The following is a 20579-nucleotide window of genomic DNA, read 5'->3' on the forward strand; positions in this document are numbered from 1 at the left end:
GACCGCGACCGGTGACGGGTGGGCCCGCAAGAGGGCCCGTGCATGTGCACGACGGCGCGAGGACGGGCCTCGTGCCGCAGAGCGCACCTGGAGGTCACCATGCGCGAGTTACGTGAGCCGGTCAAGGCCGACCCCGAGGACGACGACGGACAAGGCGGCAATGAGACCGGCGGCTGCGGCGACGGTGACGGCTGCGGCCGCAATTGATCGCCGGACAGTGAAGTAACTCCCAAGGGGCGGCGCGTCGTTGGCCGCCCCATCCTCCGCAAGTACATGCACCCGGAGAGACCCACTCTCATGCGACACCATCACGGCTACACGTGGCTCGGCACGGGTTTCGGAACGATGCGGGACGGTCCTCGCCGGGTAGGCCACCCCGAGTTCTCCTCGTCCGGGGTGCCGCCTCTGGAGCTCGCCCACTGGCTCCTCAAACCCGCCCACTTCGTGATGGGCACCTGGACCGACCCCCGGGAAGCAGCAGCGTGGTTCGGTCGCAAGGCCCGCGAGCACGTCGATGCCTTCATTGATTCCCACGACCGTAGCTCCCTTGACGCGAAGATCATCGTGGTAGCGGAGGCCGTGGCCTACGGCGAGGATGTCGCAGGCGGATGGTGGATGAGCGGACAGCGGTTTCTCGCCGTCCACCTCATCGCCTGCTCCCCGCACCGGTTTCGTCCCGAGTACGTTTGCCCGGTCCCGAACCGGGTGCCAGAGAGTAGGTAGTAGCTAGTAGAGGGAGATGACGTGGCGGAAGGTCGGAGCAAGACTTGGGAAGAGCTGCATCAAGAAGGAATGGGGCCAACCCAGGAAGCTTTTCTGGAACTTGTCGAAAGGACTCAACACACGCTGCACTACTGCCCGCAGGTGATCTGGGGAAATCTCCAGACTCCCGACTACGTGCGAGCGATGCTCCGTCTCGTCGTGGACTTCCTTGAGGTGCCGGACGACATCGAGGCCGGCGTGCGGGCCCGCACGGCACGCGCAGAGCTGATCGGTAAGGGCGATCGGACCTATCACGTCCTTCTCGGACAAGATGCGTTGCGTACGAACATCGGTGGGCCGGAGGTCATGCGCGGCCAGCTCACCCGGCTCCTTGAGGCATTCGACCTTCCTGGCCTGAAGCTCGGCATCATTCCTGATCGGGCCGAGCGGTACGTATTCCCCGGCAACTCGTTCGGCATCTTCGACGGCGTCAGGGTCGAGATCGAGCTGTTCGGTGACAGCCCGACGCTCACCGATGAGAAGCAGGTCGCGGCGTATCAGAAGGCGTTCAGGCTCTTGGAGCGGAGCGCGGTGTACGGCGCGGAGGCCAAGGCCATCGTCTCAGCGGAGTTGAACGCGCTCGGCGATCCGGACCGCGGATGGGGCCCCTGAGGCCGACACCGACGCCCCCGCGCCCCGGGCCTGACCCGGCCGACCCACAGCGCGGAACGCGCGCGGCGGTGCGCACCAGCCGCCCAACTGACCGCAAACGGGCTCGGGTACAGTGCCCGCCCGTGTCCATGACTAACTACATATGCGAGCCTGGGCAAGGGCGAACTGCCAGGTGGTGCACCTTGGGTGCGACCTTCCTGACCCTCCTGGTGATGGTCCTCCTGCCGCCGCTCCTGGTGCGGGCGGGCGTTGTCGGTGACGGCTGGTGCTTTACGGCCTTCATGGCGCACATCGCCGCCGCCACGGTCTACCTGGTGGCCACCACCCCGCGGCGGCCCGAAAGGCGGGGCAGCCTGCTGACCGCCCGCACCCTGTTCGGCCGCCGCACCGTTGACCTGAACCGGCTGACCAGGGTCCGGCACCTGATGATTCCCGGCCAAACCAGCTCCGCCTCGGTGGACTGGCTGCTGCTCACCGATGAGCACGGCGTCCGTCTCGCCGTGCAGGAGCCCCGTCTAGGCGCCAACAACTCCGTCGACAAGGCCATAGCGCGGATCGTGCTGTCGCCGTCCAGCCGCGTCCGCGTATCCCGCGGGGCCAGGGAGCGGCTGCGGCCGGAGGAATACCGCCCCGGCTCCTGCCTGGGGATGGTGGCCAAGGGCCTTTTCTGGGCCGTGCTGGTGTGTGCCGTCGTCGGTGGGGTGGGGATCGCACTGCTCATGGTCAGCATCTCGCTGGCAGGGGTGGTCTGACGGCCACGGCGGGCAGTTCACGTCAGCCCGCCGAATCAGCCCGCCGAATCAGTCCGCCGAATAGCGAGCGTGCCTTCCACGCGTGTCCCCCGCCCCTCCGGGCACCCTGTTCCGCATGGGCCTCCACGACGAGCACGAGCTTGAGCACGCACTTCGCACGGCGGTGCGCGGCGAGGTGGACTTCTCCACCACCGCCCGCGCCCTGACCACCATGGACGCCTCCAACTACCGCCGCGTCCCCCTCGGCGTGGTCGCCCCACGTGACGCCGAGGACGTGGCCGCCGCCCTCGCCGCCTGCCGGGAGCACGCCGTGCCCGTCGTCGCCCGGGGCGGCGGGACCTCCATCGCAGGGCAGGCCACCGGGGTCGGCGTCGTCCTCGACTTCATGCGGTACATGAACCGGATCCTCCACGTCGACGCCGAGGCCGGGGCCGCCGTCGTCCAACCCGGCGTCGTACTGGACGAGCTCCGCGCAGCCGCCGCGCCGCACGGCCGTACCTTCGGGCCCGACCCCTCCACCCACAGCCGCTGCACCCTCGGCGGGATGATCGGCAACAACTCCTGCGGGTCCCACTCCGTCGCCTGGGGGACCACCGCCGACAACGTGGAGCGGATCCACGTCCTGACCCCCGACGGTGCCGCCCATGATCTCGCCCGCGGGGAGGGGTGGGGCGCCGCCCCGGAGGGTCTCCAGGCCCTGGTCGAGGGGGAGTTGGAGCTGCTCCGGACCGGGTTTCCGGAGCTGCCTCGGCGGATTTCCGGGTACGCCCTCGACTCCCTCCTGCCCGAGCGCGGGGTCGATCTCGCCCGGGCCTTCTGCGGGAGCGAGGGGACGCTCGGGGCGCTCACCGAGGCGACCGTCAAGCTCGTCGAGGTGCCGGGGGCCCGGGTGCTCGCCGTGCTCGGGTACGGAGACGAGAGTGCTGCTGCCGAAGCCGCCGCTGAGCTCCTGCCATACAAGCCCCTGACCGTGGAGGGCATGGCCGTCGATCTCGTACGGGGTGCTCGAGGGCTGCCCAAGGGCGGGGCGTGGCTCTTCGTCGAGGTCGGGGGTGGCACGCCCGGTGAGGCTCGGGCCCGGGCCGAGACGCTCGTACGCGGTGCCGATGCCCTGGACGCGCTCCTCGTCACCGACCCCGCCCGGCAACGCGCCCTCTGGCGGATCCGGGAGGACGCCTCCGGGACCGCCACCCGGATGCCCGACGGGAGCGAGGCGTGGCCCGGGTGGGAGGACTGTGCGGTGCCACCCGCGCGACTCGGCGCGTACCTGAGGGAGTTCCGTGCGCTGCTCGCCGAGCATGAGCTGCGCGGCACGCCGTACGGGCACTTCGGGGACGGGTGCATTCACGTGCGGATCGACTTCGATCTGATGAGTCCCGGCGGTGTCGGGCGGTTCCGGAGGTTTTCTGAGGATCTTGCCGAGATTGTCGTCGCGCACGGTGGGTCGCTCTCCGGGGAGCACGGGGACGGGCAGGCCCGGGCGGAGCTGTTGCCGAAGATGTACGGCGATCGGCTCGTGCGGCTCTTCGAGGAGGTCAAGGGGGTGTGGGATCCGCATGATCTGCTCAATCCCGGGATGCTCGTGCGGCCCGTGCCGCTGGACCACAATCTGCGGTTCGCTTCGCTGCCGCGCGATCCCGTGCCCGTCGTCTTCGGGTACCCGCACGACGGTGGGGACTTCTCCGCCGCCGTACGACGGTGTGTGGGCGTCGCCAAGTGCCGTAATACGTCCGTCGGTTCCGGCGGTGTCATGTGTCCGTCCTTTCGTGCCACAGGGGATGAGCAGCACTCCACCCGCGGGCGGGCCCGGCTCCTGCACGAGATGCTCGCGGGCGAGGTCATCGAGGACGGGTGGCGGTCCGAGGAGGTGCGCGGGGCCCTCGACCTGTGTCTGTCCTGCAAGGGGTGCCGGTCCGACTGCCCCGTCGGGGTCGACATGGCCACGTACAAGGCCGAGTTCCTGCACCAGCACTATCAGGGGCGGCGCAGGCCCGCCGCGCACTACTCGATGGGGCGCCTTCCGGAGTGGCTGCGGCTCGCCGCGCCGCTCGCGCCGCTCGTGAACCTGGGCACACGCGTGCCCCCGCTCGCCTCGCTCGGCAAGCGGCTCGGCGGGATCGCGCCGGAGCGGGAGATTCCACGGCTTGCTCCGCGGACGTTCCGTGGCTGGTTCGGGACCCGGCGTGGGACCCGGCGTGGGGGCCGGCGTGGGGGCCTCGACGGTGCTCGGGCCACCGTGTGGCTCTGGCCCGATACGTTCACCAATCACCTCTCGCCCTCGGTGGGGCGCTCGGCGGTACGGGTCCTGGAGGCGGCCGGGATCGGTGTCGCGCTGCCACCGCGCGGCGTCTGCTGCGGACTGACGTACGTCTCCACCGGGCAGCTCGACCGCGCCCGCGAGGTCATGCGCCGCACCCTGGACCGGCTCGACCGCGTACCCATCGACCGCCAGCCCCTGGTCGTCCTGGAACCCAGCTGCGCCGCCGCCCTGCGTACCGACCTGCCCGAGCTGCTCGGCGACGACCCCCGGGCCGGGCGGGTCGCCGACTCGGTCCTCACCTTCGCCCAGGCCCTGGAGGAACTGGCCCCGGACTGGGCCCCGCCCCGCCTGGACCGCCCGGCCGTCGGCCAGACCCACTGCCACCAGCACGCCGTGCTCGGGGAGTCCGCCGAGCGGCGACTCCGTGAACGGGCCGGTCTGGAGGGCGAGTTGAGCGGCGGATGCTGCGGGCTCGCCGGGAACTTCGGGTTCGAGGACGGGCACTACGACGTCTCCCGCGCCTGCGCCGAGGAGCAGCTGTTGCCCGCGGTGCGGTCCGCGCCGGAGGGCTCGGCCGTCCTGGCCGACGGGTTCTCGTGCCGTACGCAGCTGGAGCAGCTGGCCGGGGTGCGGGGACGGCACCTGGCGGAGGTGCTTGCGGAGGGCCTGGGCGACCCGGGCGCGTAAGCTCCAAAAGGACTTTACGTCCCTGACGCTGGTCCAGTACATTGCCCGGGCAAGTCTACGGTAATGAACTTCTAGGACGGCGCCCCGTGAACGCAGGCCAGCGCATCGACGTGCCCACGACGGGGCCCGCTGCTACTCCCACGACGACGGCCACGGCCGCCACGGCCACGGCCGCCACGGCCACGGCCGCCACGGCCACGGCCGCCACGGCCACCGCTTCCACCGGCAGCGGTGGCCAAGGACTCCGCGGCGGTCTCCGCGGCGGCTCGCTCGGCCCGGTAGGACTCGTCCTCGCCGGATGCGTGTCCGTGCAGTTCGGCGGGGCGCTCGCGGTGACCCTGATGCCGCGGGCCGGGGCTCTCGGTGTGGTGACGATCCGGCTGGTCGCGGCCGCGGTCGTGCTGCTGCTCCTCTGCCGTCCGAAGCTGCGCGGCCACTCCCGCGCCGACTGGGGCACGGTGATCGCCTTCGGGCTCGTCATGGCCGCCATGAACGGGCTGTTCTACCAGGCCGTCGCCCGCATCCCGCTCGGCCCGGCCGTCACACTCGAAGTGCTCGGCCCGCTCGCCCTCTCCGTGCTCGCCTCACGCCGCGCCGTCAACGCCCTGTGGGCGGCGCTCGCACTCGCAGGCGTCGTCCTGCTCAGCGGCGGGGGCTACGGCGGGCTCGACCCCGTCGGTGCCGCCTTCGCGCTCTCGGCGGGCGCGATGTGGGCGGCGTACATCGTCTTCAGCGCCAAGACCGGGCGCCGGTTCCCGCAGGCCGACGGGCTCGCGCTCGCGATGGCGGTCGGTGCCGTATTCATGCTGCCCCTCGGACTCGCCGAGTCCGGGAGCAAGCTCTTCGTGCCGAGCACCCTCGCGCTCGGCGCGGGCGTCGCGATCCTGTCTTCCGTACTCCCGTACACCCTCGAACTCCTCGCCCTGCGCCGCCTGCCCGCCTCCACCTTCGCGATCCTGATGAGCCTGGAACCCGCGATCGCCGCGACGGCGGGTTTCCTCGTCCTCCACCAGGCGCTGTCCGTAACGGACGCCCTGGCCATCTCCCTCGTCATCGCGGCCAGCATGGGGGCGGTACGGACTCAGGTGGGCCGGGGCCGGGGCCGGGGGCGGGGGCGGGCCGAGGCGTGAGGCCGCGGGGTGCCGGGGCCCGAACGGGGGCCTGGGGCCATCTCGACCGCCGTTGTGAACGCCCCCCGTTGTGAACGCACCGCGCTGTGAACGCAAAGCAGAGCACTTTCTCCCTTTCGACGTATAACGAGCGCCGGTTGTGCGCTCCCCTATGCGATTTCACAGCATTGCGCGACCTTCGCTCCTGATCCTTTGGTCGGTGAAAGAGAAATCAGGGTATATGCGTCCTCGCCCTGCGGATAAACGCAAGGTCTTCGATGAAACGCTTCTCTTTCGATCTATAGAGTGACCGCATCTGCAATGGGTTGAGGGGCAGTTGGAATATCCGCCTCAATGGGTCAGGTATCCGTTCCCTGGACTGAGGAGAGAACCTCGTGTCTGTCCGTGCGCCCATGTCTGTGTCTGCCCCTCGTATCTCTCGTATCTCTCGTATCCCTCGTATCCTCGCCGTGGTCGCGAGCACGGCCGCTGTGTGTCTGTCGGCGTCGCCTGTCGCGGGGGCTGCCGCGCCGGGTACCGTACCGGCAGCCGCTGCCGCCGGGGTGTCGTGCCAGGCCGGCGGCCAGGCGTCCTTCTCCCCGGGGCTGCTGCCGGCGCCTCCCCGGGACACGAATGTGCAGTACACCGGGCAGGACCGCTCGTGCGCGGGTATGAGCCCGGGCGGCAGTGAGATCGCCACGGCGAGGTTCAACGGCTCGTTCAACGCGCCGATGTCCTGTGTGGTCGGCGGCGGCGATGTGCCGACCCCGGGCACCGGCACGATCGAGTGGAAGACCAAGAACGGCAAGACCCTGCGCAGCACGCTGTCGATCACCATCTCCGGCCAGATGTTCAACGAGGCGACGGTCGACGGCACCGTCACCGACGGCGCGTACGTGGGCGCCAAGGTGAACGGCAAGTTCCGGGTCGACCTGGTCAAGGAGGGCATCAACTGCGCCGCGCAGGCCCTCTTCGGTGGCCTGAAGTCCGCCCCGTTCGACGGCTCGTTCACCATCACCGGCTGACGTCCTCGGCGGCCGTCGGTCGCCTTTCCTCTCCCCTTCCTCTCCCCTTCCTCTCCGCTTCCTCTCCGCGTGGCGGGCCCGGCAGCCAGTCGGGTCCGCCACGCGGCATCCACGTATACGTGGCACCGACGGGGCTCCATGTCGGACGACAACGAATACACCGGCGACGGCCAGGGGAACGATGCGGCCGACGAAGGGGGAGAACTCGGCGAGGGGGAAGACTCAGACGGCGAAGCGATCCCTGTCGAGCGCCACCGCCGCATCTCCAAATGAAATGACCTCTACGGCGGGCTGGTTCGCCTTCAAATCTCGCAGTTGATCGGTTGGACGCCGCCCATCGAGCGCAGAAGGGTATACCGTTTCTGCTCGTAGTTATAGCGCCAGTAGGCGACCGTGAATCTTCCCGACGGGATTCCTGAGTAGTTGCTGGTCTTGTGCTCCACGTAGTACGTGGCCCACTGCCAGGTAACCAGGTTTGTGCGCCAGTTGGACGCCGTGACCTCCCCGCTGTAGAGGCCGTACCAGTCGTATTCGTCTGTGCCGGGCCCGTCCTTGTAACCAAAGGCGATGGCGCCGTGGTAACAGGTCATGTATAGGGTAGGAGCGCCTGCCCTTTGACCCGTTGCCATATACGGAGTCTTTTTCTCCTTCTCCTTGCCCGTCTCTTTCGGCTTCGGCTTCCCCTTCGGCTTCGGCTTCTCCTTCGCCGAACCGCCGTCCACCTTCTGCGGCTTTCGGCCCCCGGACGTCAGCGCCTGCTTCTCCCCGTCCTCCGCGGAGGGCTGCTGAATCTCCCCGACCTCACCGGGCTCAGCGTCCTCCTCGCCGGTAACTGGCTTCTCCTCGCCGGTAACCTCGCCCGGCTCGGCCTCCCCAGCCTCGGTTTCTCCCCCTTCCTCACCAATGATCTCGCCGGGTTCGCGGTCCTCGTCCTCGCCCTCCTCGGGCCCCTCATCCTCGTTCGTGACCTCGCCCGGCTCGGCCTCGGATGCGCCCTCGGCATCTCCTTCCGGTGGCACTTCCTCGTCACCGGGGCTCTCCGCCTCCGCCTCCGGCGCCCCGTCGCCCTCCTCCTCGGTCTCCTCGTTCTCCTCGGTTTCCTCGCTTTCCTCTGCTGGTGGTTGCTCTTCCTCTTCGGCAGCGTTCTTCTCCCCGTCGGAGTCTTCATCCGCCGGCTGGTCGTCCTCCCCGTTTATTTCGGTTTCTCCCTCGACTTCGGTGTCAGGTTCGTCCGCGTCAGCGTCTTCACCGCCTTCCCCGGTAGCCGCCGACTCGTCCTCGCTCTCCTCTGGTGGCCACTCTTCCTCGGCTTCTTGCTGCCCCTCGGGCTCGTCGACGCTCTCTTCCAGAGGCTCGTCCTCGGCTACGGCGTCCTGCTCGCCCTCGTCGCCCTCGTCGTCCTCGGCGCTCTCCTCCGGGGTGTCTCCCTCGTCGGAGCCTGCGGTCTCGGTCTCGGTGTTCTCCGCCTCGTCGACGGGGCTCTCCTCGCCCTCGTCGTTCTCCAAGTCGTCTTCGCCGTCGGCTGGTTCGGACTCGCCGGAGGCTTCCATCCCGTCGTCGGTCTCGCCCCCTTCCTCACCCTCGCCGGTGTCCTCGTCAGTCGGTTCGGCGTTCTCTTCGTCGGTGGGTGAGTCCTGGTCCGTTGTCTCGTCTACGGCCGGTTCCTCGGAGTCCGGGGCTTCCTCGGTTTCGTCTTCATCCGATTCGGCGGAAGGCTCCGCCTCACCGTCGTCGCCAACCGCCTCCTGACCCTCGTCCTCTGACAAGTCCTCGGCGCCTTGCGGCTCTTCGCCTTCGTCCGAGTCCCCGCTGTCCGGAACATCCTCTTCCTCAGGAGCATCCTCGGCGTCCGGGACGGTGTCCTGGTCTCCTGCCTCCTCACCGTCCCCTTCGTCGCTTCCGGAGAGCTCGTCGCCGGGGTCGGGCTCCTCACCTTCCGGGCCTTCCTCACCGCTCTCGTCGGAGCCCTCCGTAAACTCGTCCGCCGCCCCTTCGGCTCCCTCCTCGTCCGTGCTCTCTTCGGCCCCCTGTTCCTCTTCCGCTACCTCGGGGTCCTCTTCGCCGGAGGATGCGTCCTCGGCCTCAGCGTCCTCCGGCAGGTCTTCGTCCTCCGGCAGGTCTTCGCCGCTCTCATCCGGGGCTTCCTCCTCGGGCCCGGCTTCCTCAGGTGCCTCTTCTTCCATGAGGTCTTCGCCCTCATCAGAGGGCGGTTCGTCCAGCGGCATGTCTTCCCCGTCCTCGTCGGGGGCGGGTTCCTCTTCGTCCGCTGGTTCCTCCATTGGCTCGTCCTGCGGCATGTCCTCCCCGCCGCCTTCGTCGAACCCGCCGTCGTCGAACCCGCCGCCCTCGGGGGGCGGTTCGCCCTCGCCCTCGCTGCCGACGAAATCCCCGTCCTCGTCGGCCATGTCCTCACTGCCCTGGCCCACTTCCTCGTCCAAAGCTGCACTCCTTCCACGCCGTGCGGCGTTCTCCGCAGCGGCCCTATCGGGTCCACACCCCGAGCGCCCTCCAGGGCATCGCCGTAGAGGTGCTCGGTGTGCTCGCACGCGTGCAGTGCTTCCCGATCGCCGTGAGCCGAGTACTCGCTGAGCAGAAGGAACGTTTAGGGCTCACCTGTTGGTGGGAACTCAGCGCGCGGTCGGCATGCGGCACGAGCATGGTGGTAGCGGTACCTCCAAGCCCGTCGCCAATGGCCGCGGCTCGCCAGGCCGCTCGTCGGTCTTGCCGACTCCGATCCCGTAGTTCCGGACTGTCTGCGGGTTGTCGATCGAGTCGAGTAAGGCGTCGGCCGTCGTCCGAACGGTCAACACCCGCCCGGCCGGCAGCTCAGCTCCGGTCAACAATCCAAGCACGCTTGCTTGTTTCCGGCGGTAATGCCATGCTCCCCACACCGACGTCCCGTGTGGGGAGTGCGCCGTGTCCGACCCCGTGTCCGTGTCCGTGCTCGACGACCTTCGTGACGAATCCGCTGAAGTGGACGGTCTGGTGGGGGAGTTGAGGCCCGATCAGTGGGCCCGGCCCACCCCCGCCGAAGGCTGGACCATCGCCCACCAGATCGCCCACCTCGCCTGGACCGACCAGGTCGCGCTGCTCGCCGCCACCGACCCCGACGGCTTCGCCGGAGAGGTCGAGAAGGCCCTCGCCGCGCCCGCGTCGTTCGTGGACGACGGGGCCGCCGAAGGGGCCGCCCTGCCGCCGGACGTGCTGCTCCAGACGTGGCGTTCCGGGCGTAACCGGCTCCAGGAGGTCCTGCGCGCGCTGCCCGACGGCGCCCGGATTCCCTGGTACGGGCCCCCGATGGGCGTCGCCTCCATGGGGACCGCCCGGCTCATGGAGACCTGGGCGCACGGGCAGGACGTCGCCGATGCCCTCGGGGTCCACAAGCCGCCCACCGCCCGGCTGCGGCACATCGCGCACCTCGGCGTGCGGACCCGGGACTTCGCCTTCCGCACACACGGCCTTACCCCTCCCGCCGAGCCCTTCCGGGTCGAACTCGCCGCGCCCGACGGCGACGTATGGGCGTACGGGCCCGAGGACGCGGCGCAGCGCGTGACCGGATCCGCGTACGACTTCTGTCTGCTCGTCACCCAGCGGGCGCACCCCGATGACCTCGACGTACGGGCCGACGGACGCGATGCCGCGCGGTGGCTGGACATCGCTCAGGCCTTTGCCGGGCCGCCCGGTAAGGGGCGGACGCCCGGCGACACGGCGCCCGGCGACACGGCGGGCGGCCGGGCGTGAGCGGCGTGCTCCGGATCGGCAACGCCTCCGGGTTCTACGGCGACCGGATCGATGCCCTCCGCGAGACGCTCACCGGCGAGCCCGCGCTCGACGTCGTCACCGGTGACTATCTCGCCGAGCTGACGATGCTCATCCTCGGCCGCGACCGGCTTCGCGACCCCGGCCTCGGCTACGCAAAGACCTTTCTGCGGCAGTTGGAGGAGTGCCTGGGGCTCGCGCGGGAGCGCGGGGTGCGGATCGTCAGCAATGCCGGAGGGCTCAATCCGGCTGGACTTGCCGCGTGCGTACGGGAGTTGAGCGGGCGTGTGGGTGTGCCCGTGCGGGTCGCGTACGTCGAAGGGGACGATCTCCTGCAGCGCGGTGGCTGGGGCGATGGGGTCCTGACCGCCAACGCCTACCTCGGCGGGCACGGCATCACCGCCGCCCTGCGTACCGGGGCCGACGTCGTCGTCACCGGCCGGGTCACCGACGCCGCCCTCGTCAGCGGGGCCGCCGCCGCGCACTTCGGGTGGGGTCCGGACGCGTACGACCGGCTCGCGGGGGCCGTGGTCGCCGGACATGTGCTCGAGTGCGGGACCCAGGCGACCGGGGGGAACTATTCCTTCTTCCGGGGGCATGACGTCCGTCGCCCCGGGTTCCCGTTCGCGGAGATCGCCGCCGACGGTTCCGCCGTCATCGGTAAGCACGACGGCACCGGCGGGTTCGTCGACCCCGGCACCGTCACCGCGCAGCTGCTCTACGAGACGGCCGGCGCCCGGTACCACGGCCCCGATGTGACCGCGCGGCTCGACACCGTACGCATCGCAGCGGCCGGGCCGGACCGGGTGCGGATCGACGGCGTACGCGGTGAGGCGCCGCCGCCCACCCTCAAGGTCGGCCTCAACCGGCTCGGCGGCTACCGCAACGAGGTCGTCTTCGTGCTCACCGGGCTTGACATCGACGCCAAGGCCGCGCTGGTGCGGGAGCAGATCGAGGATGCCTTCGCGCGGTCCAAGTCGCGCCCGAGGGAGGTGCGTTGGGAGCTCGCCCGCACCGACCGCGCCGATGCCGACACCGAGGAGACCGCCTCCGCGCTGCTGCGGCTCGTCGTCCGCGACCCGGACCCCGAGGCCGTCGGCCGGGTCGTCTCCGGGGCCGCCGTCGAGCTGGCGCTCGGCAGCTACCCCGGCTTTCACGTCACCGCCCCACCCGGAAAGGGCGCGCCGTACGGGGTGTTCGAGGCGGCTTACGTCGGGCAGGGCGAGGTCGAGCATGTGGTCGTACTGCCTGATGGGCGGCGGGAGACCGTGCCCGCGCCCGCCGAGACCGCGGCTCCCGACGACCGGCCCGTGCCCGAGCCGCCACTTCCCGCGCTTCCCCCTCTTCCCTCGATCCTTGCGGCGGCCCCTACCCGCCGCGCCCCCCTGGGCGCCATCGCCGGAGCCCGCAGCGGCGACAAGGGCGGGGACGCCAACGTCGGCGTATGGGTGCGGACGGAAGAGGAGTGGCGCTGGCTCGCCCACACCCTCACCGTCGAGACCTTCCGCGAACTGCTCCCGGAATGCCGGGACTTGACCGTCGTACGTCATGTCCTGCCGAACCTGCGCGCCCTGAACTTCGTCGTCCAAGGGCTGCTCGGCGAGGGCGTCGCCGCCCAGGCGCGGTTCGACCCGCAGGCCAAGGGCCTCGGCGAGTGGCTGCGCTCCCGCCACCTGGACATCCCGGAGGTATTCCTTTGAACCCTCCCCCGGCCGAAGCAGGGGGATTCCTGGCTCACGTCGCCTGTCAGGCCGACGGCCTGCGAGGTCTTACACGATCAACACCAGCCGGGTTGGAACCAGCCCGGTTTGGTACTGCAAGCAAGGGAGTTGCTGTGCTGGCTTGGTTCTCGCTCAGCGCAATGAAAAGCCTACCGTCTGTAGCCGGAGGCGTGCTGTGACGGTGCTGCCGTCCGCCCTCGACCCCGCGAGCCCCGAGTACACCGAGCGCCGCGAGGCCATGCTCGGCAAGCTCGACGAGCTGGCCGCCGAGCATGCCAAGGCCCTCGCGGGCGGCGGCGAGAAATACGTCGAACGGCACCGGAAGCGCGGGAAGTTGCTCGCCCGGGAACGCATCGAGCTGCTCCTCGACCCCGATACGCCGTTCCTCGAACTCTCCCCGCTCGCCGCCTGGGGCAGCGCCTCCCCCGAGTACACAGTGGGCGCCGCCATGGTCTGCGGCATCGGTGTGGTCGAGGGCGTGGAGTGCTTGATCACCGCCAACGACCCGACCGTACGCGGCGGCGCGAGCAACCCGTGGACCCTGAAGAAGGCATTCCGGTCCCATGAGATCGGGCACGCCAACCGCCTGCCCTCCATCCACCTCGTGGAGTCCGGCGGCGCCGACCTGCCCTCGCAGAAGGAGATCTTCATTCCGGGTGGGGCGCTGTTCAAGCACCTCACCCAGTCGTCGGCCGCCGGGATCCCGACCGTCGCCGTGGTCTTCGGCAACTCCACCGCGGGCGGTGCGTACGTGCCCGGCATGTGCGACCACGTGATCATGGTGAAGGAGCGGGCGAAGGTCTTCCTCGGCGGCCCGCCCCTGGTCAAGATGGCCACCGGCGAGGAGAGCGACGACGAGTCGCTGGGCGGCGCCGAGATGCACGCCCGTACGTCCGGGCTCGCGGACCACCTCGCCGCCGACGAGCCGGATGCGCTGCGCCAGGCCCGCCGGGTCGTCGCCCGGCTCAACTGGCGCAAGGCGCATGCCGATCCGGATCCGGTTGCCGTACAGCCGCCCAAATACGACCCGGACGAACTGCTCGGGATGGTGCCGGAAGACCTGAAGACCCCGTTCGACCCGCGCGAGGTGATCGCCCGGATCGTGGACGGGTCCGATTTTGATGAGTTCAAGCCCTTGTACGGTTCGAGTCTCGTCACCGGGTGGGCGCGGCTTCACGGCTACCCCGTCGGGATCCTCGCCAACGCCCAAGGCGTGCTCTTCAGCGAGGAGTCCCAAAAGGCCGCCCAGTTCATCCAGTTGGCGAATCAGCGCGATATCCCGCTCCTCTTCCTGCACAACACCACCGGCTACATGGTCGGCAAGGAGTACGAGCAGGGCGGCATCATCAAGCACGGCGCGATGATGATCAATGCGGTCTCGAACTCGCGCGTGCCGCATCTGAGCGTCCTCATGGGGGCGTCGTACGGCGCCGGGCACTACGGCATGTGCGGGCGCGCCTACGACCCCCGGTTCCTGTTCGCCTGGCCGAGCGCCAAGTCGGCCGTGATGGGGCCGCAGCAGCTCGCGGGCGTGCTCTCGATCGTCGCCCGGGCGTCCGCGGAGGCCAAGGGGCAGCCGTACGACGAAGCGGCCGACGCCGACCTGCGCGCCATGGTGGAGCAGCAGATCGAGGCCGAGTCGCTGCCGATGTTCCTGTCCGGGCGGCTCTACGACGACGGGGTCATCGACCCGAGGGACACGAGGACGGTCCTGGGCCTGTGCCTGTCCGCGATCCACACGGCTCCGGTCGAGGGCGCCCGCGGCGGCTTCGGCGTCTTCAGGATGTGAGGCAAGTAACCATGATTTCCAGGCTGTTGGTGGCCAACCGTGGTGAGATCGCCTGCCGCGTCTTCCGCACCTGCCGGGATCTCGGCATCGCCACGGTCGCCGTGTACTCCGACGCCGACGCGGACGCGCTGCACGTACGCGAGGCCGATACGGCGGTACGCATCCCGGGTGCGGCCCCCGCCGGATTGTGCGGCGGCGCGAAGCGCCTCGATGAGGGGCGGCGGTCGGGTGACGGGCGGGCGTATCTCCGCGGCGACCTGATCGTGAACGCCGCGCAGGCCGCGGGCGCCGACGCGATCCACCCCGGGTACGGCTTCCTCTCCGAGAACGCCGACTTCGCGCGGGCCGTGACGGACGCGGGCCTGCGCTGGATCGGGCCGCCGCCGGAGGCCATCGAGGCGATGGCGTCCAAGACGCGGGCCAAGGAGCTGATGGGAGTCCCGTCCCTTGCGGTAGACGGCCTGACCGCCGCCGACCTGCCCGTACTCGTGAAGGCGGCCGCGGGTGGCGGCGGGCGCGGCATGCGCGTCGTACGCGAAATGGGGGACCTGGAGGGGGAGTTGGCGGCCGCGCGGGCCGAGGCCGCTTCCGCCTTCGGGGACGGAGAGGTGTTCGTCGAGCCGTATGTCGAGGGCGGGCGCCACGTCGAGGTGCAGATACTCGCCGACGCGCACGGCACCGTATGGCCGCTCGGCACCCGGGACTGCTCCCTTCAACGCCGCCACCAGAAGGTCATCGAGGAGGCGCCCGCGCCGGGCCTCGCGCCCGGGCTCGTCGAGTCCTTGTACGCGATGGCGGTACGGGCGGCCAAGGCGACGGCGTACGTCGGCGCGTGCACGGTCGAGTTCCTGGTCGGGCCGGACGGCGACGCCCAGTTCCTGGAGATGAACACCCGGCTCCAGGTCGAACACCCCGTCACGGAGGCCGTGTTCGGGCTCGATCTGGTCGCTCTGCAGCTCGCCGTCGCCGAGGGCGAGCCCCTTGCCGCGGAGCCGCCCGCGCCCCGCGGGCACGCGGTGGAGGCGCGCCTGTACGCCGAGGACCCGGCGGCCGGTTGGGCCCCGCAGACCGGCACCCTGCACCGGCTCGCGGTCCCCGGGGCCCGCCGCGAAGCGGCTGATGGCCACCTTCGGCTGGACACCGGATACACCGACGGAGACACCATCGGCGTGCACTACGACGCCATGCTCGCCAAGGTGATCGCGTACGCCCCCACGCGCGCGGCCGCGCTGCGCAAGCTCGCCGGGGCGCTTGAGCGGGCCGACGTACACGGCCCGGCCACGAACCGGGACCTCCTTGTCCGTTCCCTGCGCCACGCCGAGTTCGCCTCGGGACGCATGGACACGGGCTTCTACGACCGTCACCTCGACGAGCTGACCGCCGCCGCCCCCGACCCGCACGCGCCGCTCGCCGCCGCGCTCGCCGACGCCTGCGGCCGCTCCCGGTTCGGCGGCTACCGCAATCTGCCGTCGCAGCCGCAGGTGAAGCGGTACCGGACGGAGCCGGACGGGGCCGAGTGGGAGGTGCGGTACGCGCACACGCGGACCGGCTTCTCGGCCGACGGGGTACGGGTCGTCGAGGCCCGCCCCGGTCTGGTGGTGCTCGAAGCCGAGGGCGTACGGCGCCGGTTCGCCGTATCCCGCTACGGCTCCCGGGTGTACGTCAACGGCACCGCGCTCACCGCCCTGCCCCGTTTCCCGGACCCGGCCGCGCATCGGGACCCCGGTTCGCTGCTCGCCCCGATGCCCGGCACCGTCGTCCGGGTCGCCGACGGCCTTGCCGAAGGCGCCGCGGTCACGGCCGGGCAGCCGCTGCTCTGGCTGGAGGCCATGAAGATGGAGCACCGCATCGCCGCTCCGGTCTCCGGCACCCTCACCGCGCTCCACGCCGAGCCCGGCCGCCAGGTCGAACTCGGCGCCCTGCTCGCCGTCGTACAGGAGACCCAGGAGATCCAGGAGGACACCCCATGAGCCCTGTCGTACGTCCGGCCATCGAGACCGAAGAGCACAAGGCCCTGCGCGCCGCCGTGGCCGCACTCGGAAACCGCTACGGCCGCGACTACATGACGAACGTCGTCCGCTCCGAATCCCACCCCGACGAGCTGTGGGCCGAGGCCGCCAAGCTCGGCTATCTCGGGGTCAACCTGCCCGAGGAGTACGGAGGCGGAGGCGGCGGCATCGCCGAACTGTCCATCGTCCTGGAGGAACTGGGCGCCGCAGGCAGCCCGCTCCTGATGATGGTCGTCTCCCCGGCGATCTGCGGCACGGTCATCGCCCGCTTCGGAACCCAGGAGCAGCAGCGCGCCTGGCTGCCGGGGCTCGCGGACGGCAGCCGCACCATGGCCTTCGGCATCACGGAGCCGGACGCGGGCTCCAACTCGCACCGCATCACGACGACGGCGCGCCGCGACCAGGAGACGGGCGACTGGCTGCTCACGGGCCGCAAGGTCTTCGTGTCCGGCGTGGACATCGCGGACGCGACGCTGATCGTGGGCCGGACGGAGGACGCGCGGACGGGCAAACTGAAGCCATGCCTGTTCATCGTGGACAGGGAAGCGGCGGGCTTCCAGTTCAACCGGATCGACATGGAGGTCCAGGCCCCCGAGAAGCAGTTCGAGCTGGTCCTGGACGAGGTGCGGCTCCCCGCGGACGCGCTCGTCGGCGACGAGGACGCGGGGCTGCTCCAGCTCTTCGCCGGGCTCAACCCCGAGCGGATCATGACGGCGGCGTTCGCGGTCGGGATGGGGCGGTACGCGGTCGCGCGGGCGGTGGCGTACGCGAAGGACCGCACGGTCTGGAAGCAGCCCATCGGCGCCCACCAAGCCATCGCCCATCCCCTGGCCCAGGCCCATATAGACCTGGAACTGGCCCGGTTGATGATGCAGAAGGCGGCGTACCTGTATGACGCGGGCGACGATGTGGCGGCCGGGGAGGCGGCCAACATGGCGAAGTTCGCGGCGGGCGACGCATGCGTGAAGGCGGTCGACCAGGCGGTCCACACGCTGGGCGGCAACGGTCTGACCCGCGAATACGGCCTAGCGTCCCTGATCACGGCGTCCCGGGTGGCCCGGATCGCTCCGGTGAGCCGGGACATGATCCTGAACTATGTGTCCCATCAGACGCTCGGGCTGCCGAAGTCGTACTGAGCCCGCCCCCATCCCCCACCCCTCGGGCCCCCGCCCGCCAGAGTGGGCCGTCAGCCGACGGTCGCTCCTACCGTCCGTGCTGCGCCTCGGCGAGCTCGGGGCCGCGCTCCCTCCCGGGAGATACAGCCGTTCTCCTCGCCCCCGCCGATGAGTAGGCCGCCGAGCACCGCCTCGCGCTGTACTGAGCAAGTGGGGCCGACGGTCTATTTGCCCCTGGTTCCTGACACCGGCGTGTCGTATGACTGAGCGGTCCGTCCTGGTTCCTGCGCGCCCCGCTCACGGACGGATCAGGTCTTGCGGGGCTATCTGCTGTCCGTTGGCGGCATCGATGAAGACATCGCTGTTCCCCACGCCCATCATCCAGACGGGTCGCCATCCCTCGTGCTTGACGTTCTGGGCGAGGAGCACCGCCGCCTCGACGGACTTGCCGGTGGCCTCGTGCGCGAGTTGCGCCGCCCTGTCACGGGTGATGGTGACCGCGGGCAGCACGGGATCCTTCACGGCGCGGGCGGTGAAGTTGAGGATTCGCCCTGCGGAGGTCACGGTGACGTTCAGGCGCAGGGGCATCATGAGGCCCTTGCTGTAACGCCGGTAAGAGATCATGTAGACGGCGGTATCGCCCGTACCACTGACGCGGACGGTCCGCTTCGCTCCCCTGACCTCTTCAGAAAACCACTTCTCGGCGAATCGGGCCCCGATTACCGTGGCCTGCTCTTTTCCTAGCGGTCCGGGTTCGGCCTTGTTGTCGGTGAAGGCGGCCTGCTCCAGCTTCTTCTCGGGCCACCAGCCGGAGATCTCCCCCTGGTCGGTGATCGCCGTGACGACCCGGTGCCCGGCGCGTTTCTCGATGGCCGTCTGCTCGACCTGGACCTGATCGCCGAAGACATCCGTGGCCGCCTCGGAGATCCAGTCGTCCGCGTCGATGAGTTGCTGTTGCTCAGCGTCGAGGCCCGGCCGTTCGGACACGGGGGTGTAGGAGGTGACCTGCGACTGGAACATGACGGTCAGGGTCAGGCAGCCGACCGAGGCCAGCGCCGCGCCCCAGTAGATGTCCTTCCGCAGCTGCCACGTTCCCCGTTCAGCTCCCCGGAGCCACGCCATTGCTGCCAGCGAGCCGAGCAGGGCCCCGGTGGTGTTGGCCACCAGATCGGTTGTGCTGCAGGAGCGGCCGATGGAGCTCACGGCCTGCACGAACTCGACGGCGCCGCTCGCGACACCGGCGCCGACCGCGACCGTGAGGGGGCGCCGGAAAACGAGTACGGCGAAGAATGCGACCGGAACGAACAGGGCGACGTTCAGCCACGCGCTGGAAGACTGGAGCAGTTGGGGCCATGGCGCGCTCGCGTCGCAGATGGCTTTTTGGCCGACGGGACCGCCCTCGGTGGGAAGCAGGGTCACCGTGACGATGCCGGCGACACTCGCCGCGCACAGGACGCGTACGAGCACGGCCTTTCGACGCATCCGGGCGACCACAGCTGTGGGAACCCCGAGAATCAGGGCGAGGATGCCGAACGACAGCAGCAGGCCGGGGACGGCCCCGATGGACGCCTCGATCACGAGCGACCCTTTCACGAGGGCAAGGTAGGACCCCAGTTGGAGGGGCCCTACCTCACGAAACCACCAACTGACTCAGCAGAAAGACACGTTGGGCGTGTAGTACTTGCCCGTGGAGGCATCCAGCAGCCCAGCGGCATCGCAGTCCGGGGCCCAACGGGCAATGGACCTGGCGCCGAAGGAGTGGTCGATCGTTCTGCCCTTCGTCACCGTCTTCTTCGGGCTGCTCATCACAGCGTTCTCGGTCGACATCTTGAGGTAGGCGGTGATCTTGCTCCCGCCGGTCTTCTTGTAGCTGGTGGCGGCGTAGAAGACACTCGAGTTACCGGAGACCACGGATCCGTTTCGCGCCTCGAAGTACAGCGTCCCGTTGCTCAGCTTGGTGCTGGTCGTGCCCCCGGTGCCCGCGAAGGCGGTTCCCGCACCGGCGAATGCGAGTGCCACCGACAGGCCAGCAGCTGCCAGGCCACGGCTACGTCGAGTTGACGTGGTTCCTCCCCTTGTCCATGCGAATCGAGATGCAAGTCAGGGCAGACAGGGGTTCTGTGCGCAGGAATGGTCTTCAGCGCGCCTCGACGTCCTGGTCAAGACGTCGCGCGCAGCCCCCCGTGTGACCGACTTGTACGCCCATCGCGCCACAGCGCGTCTCGCCGGTCCGGTCCAGACCAGCAGGCGTGACGATCAGCGTAGGTCGACCGGTCGAGCCTGGATCACCCAATGACTCAACACGATCATGAAGTGGAAGGCCCCCGGGAGGGGTGTTGCACCCCGACCACTCCGCAGTAGCCGCGAAGTGGAAGGAATGCTGAAGTTGCCAGGGATAGACCGGAATGGCTTGTTCTGTTCGAATCACGCTGGCCAGGAATCCAGCAACCGCAGGCCGAAGTCTGGTGAAAATCACCGTTCGTGACCTCTTCCGCGCACGGTTGCCGGGGTGAAGCTGGACGAATCCGACGGCTGAGACCACAACTGGCGCGAATACGCCGGGCCAAGCGCGGCCGATGCGCGCCTCTCCCCGATCGACTGCGCCGCTTAACCATGCCTAGAGCAGGGCGATAAGGTCGCGCATGCGTTGCTCAGTCCGTTGATCAGCCGATCCCTGCTGAGGCGTTCCTTTGCGTGGTGCGGCGTTCAGGCGCGTGGCCCGAGGCGTGGAGCCAGCGGTGGACGGGCCCGCGACAGCAAGCAGCAGGCGGGCCCGGTACTGACCAGCACTGTCGAGAGGTGGCAGGCATTCATCGCGAGTGTGGTCGACGGGGCGTTCGGCGAGCTGTAAGCGCTGCTCGCAGGCATCCGTACCTACGATCCAGGTGCCCCCAAGTCGGATTGCTTCCGGCGCGTAAGGGGGCGCTTTCGCATGGGACACCGGTCCTCGGGCTGCCCCCTAGGGCAAGAACCATGCAC

The 20579-nt window shown here is 69.7% G+C and carries 16 protein-coding genes; 13 read left to right on the forward strand and 3 right to left on the reverse strand.

Annotated elements, in window-relative coordinates; all coding sequences use genetic code 11:
- Window positions 1–273 precede the first annotated feature (273 nt).
- The 7 genes from ACWD10_RS02265 to ACWD10_RS02295 all read left to right on the forward strand — a co-directional run bounded on the left by ACWD10_RS02265 (window position 274) and on the right by ACWD10_RS02295 (window position 7480).
- Window positions 274–723 carry a hypothetical protein gene (locus ACWD10_RS02265; protein WP_451086058.1) on the forward strand — a complete coding sequence of 150 codons (450 nt, stop codon included), beginning with the start codon at window positions 274–276 and terminating at the stop codon, window positions 721–723.
- A gap of 21 nt (window positions 724–744) precedes the next feature.
- Complete coding sequence (locus ACWD10_RS02270) at window positions 745–1374, forward strand: DUF5753 domain-containing protein (RefSeq protein WP_451086060.1); 630 nt, start codon at window positions 745–747, stop codon at window positions 1372–1374.
- A 182-nt stretch (window positions 1375–1556) separates the two neighbouring features.
- Entirely contained in the window at window positions 1557–2126 is a 570-nt protein-coding gene (locus ACWD10_RS02275) for a hypothetical protein (protein ID WP_451086062.1), read from the forward strand.
- Window positions 2127–2241: 115 nt separating this feature from the next.
- Window positions 2242–5073 (forward strand): FAD-binding and (Fe-S)-binding domain-containing protein, encoded by a 2832-nt coding sequence (locus tag ACWD10_RS02280; RefSeq protein ID WP_451086064.1) that lies wholly within the window; start codon window positions 2242–2244, stop codon window positions 5071–5073.
- Window positions 5074–5159: 86 nt separating this feature from the next.
- A complete protein-coding gene (locus ACWD10_RS02285; RefSeq protein ID WP_451086065.1) occupies window positions 5160–6203 on the forward strand; it encodes an EamA family transporter in 1044 nt (347 codons plus the stop codon).
- A gap of 614 nt (window positions 6204–6817) precedes the next feature.
- Entirely contained in the window at window positions 6818–7207 is a 390-nt protein-coding gene (locus tag ACWD10_RS02290) for a hypothetical protein (protein ID WP_451086067.1), read from the forward strand.
- 138 nt (window positions 7208–7345) lie between these two features.
- Window positions 7346–7480 carry a hypothetical protein gene (locus ACWD10_RS02295; protein WP_451086069.1) on the forward strand — a complete coding sequence of 45 codons (135 nt, stop codon included), beginning with the start codon at window positions 7346–7348 and terminating at the stop codon, window positions 7478–7480.
- A gap of 29 nt (window positions 7481–7509) precedes the next feature.
- On the opposite strand, the gene ACWD10_RS02300 is transcribed toward ACWD10_RS02295, so the two are convergent.
- Window positions 7510–9645 (reverse strand): hypothetical protein, encoded by a 2136-nt coding sequence (locus ACWD10_RS02300; protein ID WP_451086071.1) that lies wholly within the window; start codon window positions 9643–9645, stop codon window positions 7510–7512.
- Between the two features lie 478 nt (window positions 9646–10123).
- Between ACWD10_RS02300 and ACWD10_RS02305 the strand changes: the two genes are divergently transcribed.
- The 5 genes from ACWD10_RS02305 to ACWD10_RS02325 all read left to right on the forward strand — a co-directional run bounded on the left by ACWD10_RS02305 (window position 10124) and on the right by ACWD10_RS02325 (window position 17621).
- Window positions 10124–10948, forward strand: a complete 825-nt coding sequence (locus ACWD10_RS02305) for a TIGR03084 family metal-binding protein (RefSeq protein WP_451086073.1) — start codon at window positions 10124–10126, stop codon at window positions 10946–10948.
- Complete coding sequence (locus tag ACWD10_RS02310) at window positions 10945–12666, forward strand: acyclic terpene utilization AtuA family protein (protein WP_451086075.1); 1722 nt, start codon at window positions 10945–10947, stop codon at window positions 12664–12666. The genes ACWD10_RS02305 and ACWD10_RS02310 overlap by 4 nt, the downstream gene beginning before the upstream one ends.
- A gap of 196 nt (window positions 12667–12862) precedes the next feature.
- Window positions 12863–14476 carry an acyl-CoA carboxylase subunit beta gene (locus tag ACWD10_RS02315; RefSeq protein ID WP_451086077.1) on the forward strand — a complete coding sequence of 538 codons (1614 nt, stop codon included), beginning with the start codon at window positions 12863–12865 and terminating at the stop codon, window positions 14474–14476.
- Window positions 14477–14487: 11 nt separating this feature from the next.
- The gene (locus ACWD10_RS02320; protein WP_451086079.1) at window positions 14488–16446 is read left to right on the forward strand and encodes an acetyl/propionyl/methylcrotonyl-CoA carboxylase subunit alpha; all 1959 of its coding nucleotides are present in this window, start codon (window positions 14488–14490) and stop codon (window positions 16444–16446) included.
- A complete protein-coding gene (locus tag ACWD10_RS02325) occupies window positions 16443–17621 on the forward strand; it encodes an acyl-CoA dehydrogenase family protein (protein WP_451086081.1) in 1179 nt (392 codons plus the stop codon). The genes ACWD10_RS02320 and ACWD10_RS02325 overlap by 4 nt, the downstream gene beginning before the upstream one ends.
- A gap of 276 nt (window positions 17622–17897) precedes the next feature.
- On the opposite strand, the gene ACWD10_RS02330 is transcribed toward ACWD10_RS02325, so the two are convergent.
- Window positions 17898–19193, reverse strand: coding sequence for a VanZ family protein (locus ACWD10_RS02330; protein WP_451086083.1), 1296 nt, complete (start codon window positions 19191–19193; stop codon window positions 17898–17900).
- 57 nt (window positions 19194–19250) lie between these two features.
- On the reverse strand, window positions 19251–19619 hold the full coding sequence (locus tag ACWD10_RS02335) for a hypothetical protein (protein ID WP_451086085.1): 369 nt from the start codon (window positions 19617–19619) through the stop codon (window positions 19251–19253).
- 640 nt (window positions 19620–20259) lie between these two features.
- On the opposite strand from ACWD10_RS02335, the gene ACWD10_RS02340 reads away from it, so the two are divergent.
- Window positions 20260–20451: a DUF397 domain-containing protein gene (locus ACWD10_RS02340; protein ID WP_451086087.1), complete on the forward strand. Its 192-nt coding sequence runs from the start codon at window positions 20260–20262 to the stop codon at window positions 20449–20451.
- The last annotated feature ends 128 nt before the right edge of the window (window positions 20452–20579 follow it).

This window comes from Streptomyces sp. NPDC002851 (assembly GCF_053591935.1).